The sequence below is a fragment of the Neptuniibacter sp. UBA6509 genome, from assembly GCA_002435145.1.
Lineage (GTDB): Bacteria > Pseudomonadota > Gammaproteobacteria > Pseudomonadales > Balneatricaceae > Neptuniibacter.
Map to the genome: position 1 here is coordinate 1 of DJLT01000020.1, position 8,310 is coordinate 8,310.

Below are 8,310 nucleotides of genomic sequence, written 5' to 3' on the forward strand. Positions count from 1 at the left end.
CCAACGCCAACGCCAACACCAACACCAACACCAACACCAACACCGACGCCGACGCCAACACCAACGCCAATACCTACAGTGAGTGGTTACTCGAGCCACTATCTGGGTGATGATCGTATTGATTGCGTGAACCCAAGTGATCAAGGCTGTGCTAAGGGACAAGGGCAGGGGAGGTTGAAGAATGCAACGGCGATTACGGATGCTCAGTTAGGTACGTTCACTGTGATATTAGAGGGTGAAGATTCGGAATTGCTCTTGGAGGCAATAAAATCCTATATGGTTAACCCAACGGAGGGTTCTATTGTCACATCATTAGAATTTGTCGATTCTCCAACTAACGATGCCACAGGAACGCTGCTTGTAACGCTTAATAATGAGGGAGAAATAAGTACATTAGTTGTTCCTGCTCAATATGGTTTGTTTACAGAAGGAGTTGATGAAGATATTTATCTGATGCAAGGAACATGGAGAGATGGAACATTTGAGGTCGAAGAGTCTAACAACCCGAACCAAGATCCTACACTCGTATTTAGTGGAGCACTAGGAACCTTTGTATATGGTGTACAAACAACTCAAGCTCAGCTTGATAGCTTTGTTAACGGATTAGCTGAATTGGGTGGCGTAAAATCTGCAAACTACACAGGTGCGACAGGTTTTGGAGCTGATGTAAGTTTAGACATCAATTTTACTGACCGAACCTGGACAGGTACTTTTAATAACGGTATTGATACGGCAAGTGACCTTCAGTTTGGACCCGAATCTTTAGGGACCGCGGCCGTGACAGGTAAGCTTGGCTTTACCGCAACGGGTTCTATTAGTGGCACAACTTTAAATGCCACAAATATTTCAGCAGGCGATCTCAATGTTAATTTCGGGAATGATAGCTATACCCGGACTATCAGTGGGGAAGTTAATGCAACCTTCTTTGGATCTTCGGCACAAGGTATAGGAGGCAGTGCTGACATTACTAAACAGTTCTATGAGAAAAAGAAAGGTGTCGTGACGTCATTTGAGGGCGAACATACCACCACTTTTGCAGCTGAATACGAACCTTAATTGTAAATGTAGAATGATATAAAAAAGGCGCTATGCGCCTTTTTTATTGTTTAACGTTTTACTTCGTAGTGAACAAAAATATTAGTAAAAAGTTCGCCATCTAAAGGACTGGGCCGTCCATGGAGTAATCTGCACCCTTCGTAAAGCAACATTTGCCCAGGCAGTAGGAACATAGAATGTTTTCGGTATAGATGGTCTTCAATAACTAAAGCCCAGTCTGAGTTAACTTGTTGGCGTATATTAAGAATCAGACTTATCTCATGGGTTTGAAGGCGATCTCTATGGGGTTCGAGAATTGCCCCATTGTAATATTCCCTTATCCCGTAAACAAAAGTGGGTTTTAGAAAACAACCACTCCAAGATTCAGCGATAGGTTGTAGTACTCTATGGATCTCACCTTTAAGTTCAGAGTTCATTTCAATTATAGCGCTGGCTTTAGATGATTGACTGTGGATAAAGCCGGGGACATGTTCATCTTTGGCAAGATGTTTTTGTTGCATATAGAACTTTAAAATCTGTCGGAATAACGTCTGAGGTATATGTGTACGAAGAAATCCTTGTTGGGTGTGTGGGGGAATAGTTTCATTAACATCCCGGAAATTATCATTACCGTTTAGCCTAAACCACTTTGTAATGATCGCTTTATACCCTAGTTTTACAGGTTTTCCTTGATGTAGAGTATTCGGGTTGGGTGTTAGATCTTTTAAAAGATTATTCCAAATGACGGCGGTACCTTGGTTTGGGTAAAAGCTTTTATCTAATTTTTTAAAATATGTTTCGCCGCCAGCTTGGGTGTTATTTAAATAGATCATAAAGGTCCAAGTTCGCTGGCCTAAGGCTTCACCAAACTCCTGAAACTCTTTGCTGTTGGGCTCAAAGTAGTCGGTGTGTTCTTTGAATTCGTCGCCAACATCGTACCATTGTCCTTGGATCCCCTCGGCGTTTTCGGGGGATATTCCTAGCATTTTGCAGATTCGTCTATCAATTTCTTTTATAAAGTCAGAGTCGATCAAGCTTAGATCGCATGTTTTGCTTGTTCGGTAATCTTTATATTGGCCGGCGTCGTTGGTTGTTGTGGATGGGCGTAGATTTTGGCGAATTAGTTCTATGAGTTGTGTGCATTCGTGATCATTTAAAAACTCTCTGACAGTGAATAGCTCAATGTTCGAAGTATATTTGTCGCTCTCGGCTTTAGGGATATAAGTCACTTGTGTTACCGGCGTTGATGAACGCTCTCTTGATAAAGAATTTATAACGTCGGTACAAACATCATGTTCAAATCCATTAAGAGTTAATATCGATAGCATTTCACCGGTATCGCACCCTCTCGTGAGATTTTCATCAATCCAATCTAGCCAATCGGAAGGTAGGCTTTTATCAGTCATTGTAGCTTTCCTTTTTTACTATCTATAGATTAGCAGCTCCTTTTATTTGTGCTGAATGGCCGTTTAGTGGTGGTTAATCTTGACTCAACAAAGTAAGTGATAGTGTGTTAAATGTTCTAGAAGTCATCTCTTTTGACTTATCCCAATAATCTGTGAATAACTTTGGGGGTAAGTTTTGGGTAGATGTCTATAGGGCCCGTAATATCTAGCTTTTCTACTTTTGTTGCTTATCTGAACTATATCTTTAATAACTTAATAATCAGTGAGTTAGGTATTGAAGGGTGTTATTAGGCTTAATTTAGTTTCTTTTATCCACATTTGAATTTCAAATTTAAGTTGTGTGGACTGTTAATAATTAGAGCTTAGATATGTTGACTTTTGTAATGGCCTATTTCATTGCTTTTTAGAGACAGTGGGTCCTTACATTTTTGAGTTTTTGTTCTTTCGAAGGGCGAATTTACCTCAAATTTAGGATGTGAGGAGTCGGTAAGTTTGAAGTTATCGTTAAAGCAATCTGATTGATTAGATTAATCTTCATGTAAAATAAATTCTAAATAGATGTAACTATGGGTTTGAGGTCATCAATATGGGTACTTGGCATGTGTATTTATTAGAATGTGCTGATGGCACTTTATACACAGGCGTTACCACCGATCTAAAGCGAAGAGCTCGTCAGCATAACGGCGAGCTTAAAGGTGGTGCTAAGTACACGAGCGTACGTCGTCCTGTTGTAATGGTATGGAGTGAGAGTCAGGTAGATCGCTCTTCCGCTTGTAAGCGTGAATATGCAATTAAACAGTTAAGCCGAAAAGATAAATTAAAGCTTTTTGCATCTCAATAGCTGAAAGATAGCTAAAACGTGCAGAAAAAATTGCCGGTGTTGGGGGCACCGGCAATTGGGGGGAAGAGTAAGGTGATAGCTTCTCTCGAACCGTAATTCGCTAATCACCTTTCTCTTGTTCTGTTTTCAAGATCTATGTTCTCTTTAGATAGTCCCTTTAGATAGTCCCTTTAGATAGAGACTATAAAGCTGAAGAACTTTTTATTTGGGGCCTAGAAAGGTACTTTTCTTACTTGCGTAAAATTGCTGTTGCGTGAATGAAAATTCAATTTCACTCCTTGAGGACACGTATTTTTTCGGAGCGCATACTCTATAGATATAGGTGTTGTTTTGTTCAGTGAGATTAACTTCTTTAGGTCCAATTAATCGAAGTGGTATAGATGGCGTTTCATGGGTTATATGCACATTTAAGCGTGTTAAATTTTTAGAAAAAGCTTCTAATTCGATCTGGTAATTATTACAAACTTCCGAGCCTTCTACTTGATAGAGTGAGCCACGTTCTTTGGCTATTTCAATGATCAATTCAGTTTTGTTTTGTAGCCCGTAAAATACACTGGCCAGTGTAATGATGAAGATGGCCAAGTAACTGAATAAACGGAAACTCATAAAGGAAGGTGTGGAATTCTTTTCGCTTAAATCATTTGCAGACGACTTTGTTGCTTCACTCGTGAATGGTACAGAGCATAGATTATATTTGGCTTCTGTAGCTGTATTCATCGAGGTTGAGATGGAAACGTTGAGCTGTTCTTCAGAATAGAACTCGATTAATCCCGTTTCTTTGCCCAGCTTTAGCATCACGTTATCACACGCATCAATACAGGCGCCACAGTCTATACAAGCAGCTTGTAACCCATCTCGTATATCAATGCCTGTTGGACATACCTGCACGCAGATATGGCAATCGATGCAATCTCCAGCGTTATCTAAGGCGCCTCTCTTGTGACTACGCGGCTCCCCCCTAGATTTATCGTAGCTGACTGTGCGTGTTTTATTATCAAACATAACGCCTTGAAAACGTGAGTATGGGCACATGTGTAGACATACTTTCTCACGTACGAGTCCTGCATTAGCGTATGTTAATAAGGCCATCACGATGATCCATGACAGGCTGAATAGGGAAGCATCAAAAGAGAGTAAGTCATTAATAAGTTGTTCAATAGGAATAAAGTAACCGCTGAAGGTAATAGCGGTAGCGAGAGATAGGACCACCCATAAAATATGTTTCAGTATCCGTCGTAATAACGTGAACCCTTGCAACTTTTTATCTTCTGCTTTTGATCGCTTGGCTGCTCGACCCTCTACGAAGTCTTCTATACGGATAAAAAGCCAAGTCCAGATTGATTGTGGGCAAGCAAATCCGCACCAGACTCTACCCCAGCCCACGGCCATAAAAAATAGTAGGCTTGCACCAGAAATCATAATGCCTGCCAGAATGGGTAGGTCGTACCAAGAGAGTTCTAAACCAAATAGAAATATACGGTGGGCTTCAAAGTCAAACATGACAGCCGGTTGACCATCTATTTTGAGCCAGACAAAACCAAAAAACATCGCTAGCATCGGCCAGCTAGTGGCCCTTCTCAGGTTTTGATAAAAACCTTCTACTAATCTGACATGAAATTTACCATTTCCAGGCAGAGGTGCGGCTTCCTGAATGGAAACTGTGGGAATTTCCATGTTGTTGGGTTGTTGCATTGTCTGTACTCACTTTGCTCATCTGTGATAGCTGCATACTCTAACTAAATTAAAAAATAGGAACAGGCATAGAAAAATAATTTATAATAGGTACAGATTGGAGGGTATATGAGATATCTGTATCAAGATTTGGAGCAGGAACTGACTGCTAGCATTGCATCTGGAAAGATCCAAACAGGTGAAAAACTGCCATCAATTCGATCGCAGTGTTCACAAAGGGGACTGTCCAAAGCAACGGTTATACATGCCTATCAAAGGTTAGAAGCGGCGGGCTTGGTCGAGGTTCGGGAAAAAGCAGGATACTTTGTTACGGCAAAGAAAAATCAGCACCCAGTGCCTACGCAGCCTAAAATCGTGACGGTTCCGCGTTTAGTTGATATGAGTGACATCATGCGAGATATCATGGCGCAAAGTGCTGCTTTTGATATCTCTCCTGAAATTGGTAAGCGCTCCGATGCTGCCGTTAGCGTCATAGAGTTAAATCGTTGTTTATCGCGTGCACTTCGCAGTCAGAGTGGGATTGAACATCAGTACTATGATGAGCCCGCGGGGCTGTTTCGCTTACGTAGTCAGATTATGAGTCGTTATCAACGTTTAGGCTGCTCCCTGCAAGAGAGCGATATTATTGTCACTGCGGGTTGTCAGCATGCACTCTCACTTGCGTTACAGTCATGTTGTAAAGCTGGGGATATTGTCGCGGTTGAGTCACCAGGTTTTTACGGTGTTTTACAGCTACTTGAAAGTATGGGGCTGCAAGTATTGGAAATACCCGTGACAGCAAATGAGGGACTCTCTGTTGATGCTCTAGAACAGGCTTTAGCACAATGGGATGTTAAAGCCTGCGTTGTGACTCCTTCTTTCTCAACGCCAGCAGGTGGGGTTATCCCTGATGATGAACGATTGAAACTGCTTAGATTGGCGGATGAGTTTGATTTCACAATTGTAGAAGATGATATTTACGGCGATCTATCTTTTGGTTCTCGTATCCCGCCCCTGAAAAGTCTGGATAATGCTAATCGGGTTATTTTATGTGGCTCCTACTCGAAATCATTGTCTAGGGAACTGAGGCTAGGCTGGATCATCTCTAATAGTGGGCAGCAAGAGTTAATGCGCCTAAAAATGGTGAATATGCTGGCTTTGAGTCAATTTTCACAGCGTGGTTTAGCTGATTTCCTTGAGGGCGGTAACTACGATAAACATGTTCGTAAACAGAAAGAGCTACTACAGCAGCAAAGGGATCAATTAATTGATCTTCTTTATACCCATTGGGGGCATCTAGGGGAAATACGGGTAAGCCAACCTCAAGGAGGGCTTACGCTCTGGGTTGAATTAGAGTCAGAATATGATGTCTCAGGGAGTTATTTAGAAGCGCGTCAGCAGGGTATTATTATAACCCCAGGCAATTTGTTTACCGCTCAGTCGCAGTATCGAAATTGCCTGCGATTGAGTTATGCGCATACATGGAATGAAAGACGCCAGCATGCGCTCATTAAATTAGGTGAGATTTTAGCTAAACAGAGAAATGTTTAGCTTATGGGATTTATAGAGGGGGCGCCTTATTGATCCATCACAATACAATCACGCCCTTTCTTTTTGGCTTGATAAAGGTTTGTATCAGCTCTATTAAGAATTGAAGTAAAGTCTTCCTCTTCGTGTCGCACCGCGATGCCAATGCTCAGTGAGAGATTAAAGTTTTCACTAAACCTATGTGCTTTCACTGTTAAACGAATCCTTTCAGCAAGTTTTAGTATGCTTTCTTTGGATGTATTTAAGGTGAGTATGACAAACTCTTCCCCACCGTAGCGCACACATAAGTCTTCGGGGCGTGTTTGATCTTCTAGAATGGCTCCTAAACCCCTTAATACATCATCACCGACTTTATGGCCGTAGTTATCATTAATCTGCTTGAAAAAATCTATATCCAGAAACAATACATATAAATGACTGTTTTTATCCTTCATATCTTCGCGCAAAAAGCCGTACTCTGTTTCATTGAGGTATCTACGTGTATAGAGGTTGGTTAATGGGTCACGAATGGCCAGATTTTTAATTGCCTTTGTACTTGCTCGTGCGATGTAGATTGATAGCAAAGCGCTAAAGAAAAAGGCGATCATGATAAAGCCAATAGATTTAATGAAAATCACATTTTTCTGTTTTGCTACATCGTCTAAATACAACCCGGTACCAATAACCCAACCCCATGGCTCAAATAAAGTTACATATGAAAGTTTGGGTACCGTAAGCTCTGTCTGACCGGGTTTGGCCCATATATACTCTACCCAACCGCCACCGGCGATCGCTTGTTCAATGAATTTTCTAAAGAGTAGTAAACCTTCGCCATCAGTTACTGAGTTTACGTCTGTTTGTTCCAAGTGCGGCATGGTTGGATGGATGATCATAAAGCCGCTTGCATCCGTAACCCAGAAATAACCATCAATATCATATTTGGCACTTTTTAAGGCGTGTAAGGCCATTTTCTGTGCTTCTTGACTGTTGATTTCACCATCAAGAGATAGTTCATAAAAGCCTTCAACGATCGCATGAGCGGTACCGGTTAAATGCTTTGATTCTTGTTGTTTATCTGCATAAAAGGTATTGCTGAAGGCATTAAAAAAAAGATAAAACAGGAGCAACATACTGACTAAGCTAATGATACACATCACAGCTAACTGCCGACCTATTTCAGAACTAAGGGATATTTTCATCGCATAACCTACCGCTATATGGCATGCCAGTTTTATTAGAGCTACATCTACTTATAGTCAGCATACGCATAAAGCTTAGAATGTTTTTGATCGCTATCAATTAATTAGAATGGTTATTTTTGACAATGAGTTATTAGCTGATGCGGATCAATTGGTAGCGTAGCAGTAATCGGGAAGGGCATCGATTGTGTTCTTCCTCGGAATCAAGATATAGTAATGTTATATTGTATCAACTTGTTTGCTGGAGATAGAACGTGATCAGGAATGTTTTAGCCCTATGTTTAGGAGTAAGCGCAGCGCTAGTAAGTGTAAATGCAGCAGCTTTTGAGCAACATGAAGCTCATGTACATGGTGAAGCAGTGCTTAATATAGTGGTGGAAGGGGGAAATATTGAGGCCCACTTCCAGTCACCGCAAATGAATCTTACCGGATTTGAACATCAGGCAGAAACCGCTGCTGATAAAGGGTTACTTGCTCAAACTCTGGTTAAGTTGCAAGATACAAGCGCGTTAATCAATCTGCCTGACCAAGCACAGTGTAAGGGCGTTAAGGTTGCTGCAAATAACTCTGATATTGTTTTAGATGATTCATTTAAAGAAGAACATGCTGACGAGCACGAGCACGAGCACGA

7 protein-coding genes are annotated in these 8,310 nt (G+C 41.2%); 4 read left to right on the top strand and 3 right to left on the bottom strand.

Annotated elements, in window-relative coordinates; genetic code table 11:
• A partial coding sequence (locus B4K11_RS02890) for a hypothetical protein (RefSeq protein ID WP_292959223.1) occupies window positions 1-1,056 on the top strand: 1,056 nt, incomplete at its 5' end.
• A gap of 50 nt (window positions 1,057-1,106) precedes the next feature.
• Here the strand turns inward: B4K11_RS02890 and B4K11_RS02895 are convergent.
• A complete protein-coding gene (locus B4K11_RS02895) occupies window positions 1,107-2,441 on the bottom strand; it encodes a prolyl hydroxylase family protein (RefSeq protein WP_292959224.1) in 1,335 nt (444 codons plus the stop codon).
• A 586-nt stretch (window positions 2,442-3,027) separates the two neighbouring features.
• Between B4K11_RS02895 and B4K11_RS02900 the strand changes: the two genes are divergently transcribed.
• Window positions 3,028-3,282 (top strand): GIY-YIG nuclease family protein, encoded by a 255-nt coding sequence (locus B4K11_RS02900; RefSeq protein WP_292955970.1) that lies wholly within the window; start codon window positions 3,028-3,030, stop codon window positions 3,280-3,282.
• A gap of 201 nt (window positions 3,283-3,483) precedes the next feature.
• Here B4K11_RS02900 and ccoG read toward each other — a convergent pair whose 3' ends face one another.
• A complete protein-coding gene (gene ccoG, locus B4K11_RS02905; protein ID WP_292955967.1) occupies window positions 3,484-4,974 on the bottom strand; it encodes a cytochrome c oxidase accessory protein CcoG in 1,491 nt (496 codons plus the stop codon).
• A gap of 108 nt (window positions 4,975-5,082) precedes the next feature.
• Between ccoG and B4K11_RS02910 the strand changes: the two genes are divergently transcribed.
• Window positions 5,083-6,504 (top strand): PLP-dependent aminotransferase family protein, encoded by a 1,422-nt coding sequence (locus tag B4K11_RS02910; protein WP_292955964.1) that lies wholly within the window; start codon window positions 5,083-5,085, stop codon window positions 6,502-6,504.
• A gap of 26 nt (window positions 6,505-6,530) precedes the next feature.
• Here the strand turns inward: B4K11_RS02910 and B4K11_RS02915 are convergent, their stop codons facing one another.
• Window positions 6,531-7,679: a diguanylate cyclase gene (locus B4K11_RS02915; protein WP_292955961.1), complete on the bottom strand. Its 1,149-nt coding sequence runs from the start codon at window positions 7,677-7,679 to the stop codon at window positions 6,531-6,533.
• Between the two features lie 254 nt (window positions 7,680-7,933).
• Between B4K11_RS02915 and B4K11_RS02920 the strand changes: the two genes are divergently transcribed.
• Window positions 7,934-8,310: ZrgA family zinc uptake protein (locus B4K11_RS02920; RefSeq protein WP_292955958.1), on the top strand; the 377-nt coding region annotated here is incomplete at its 3' end.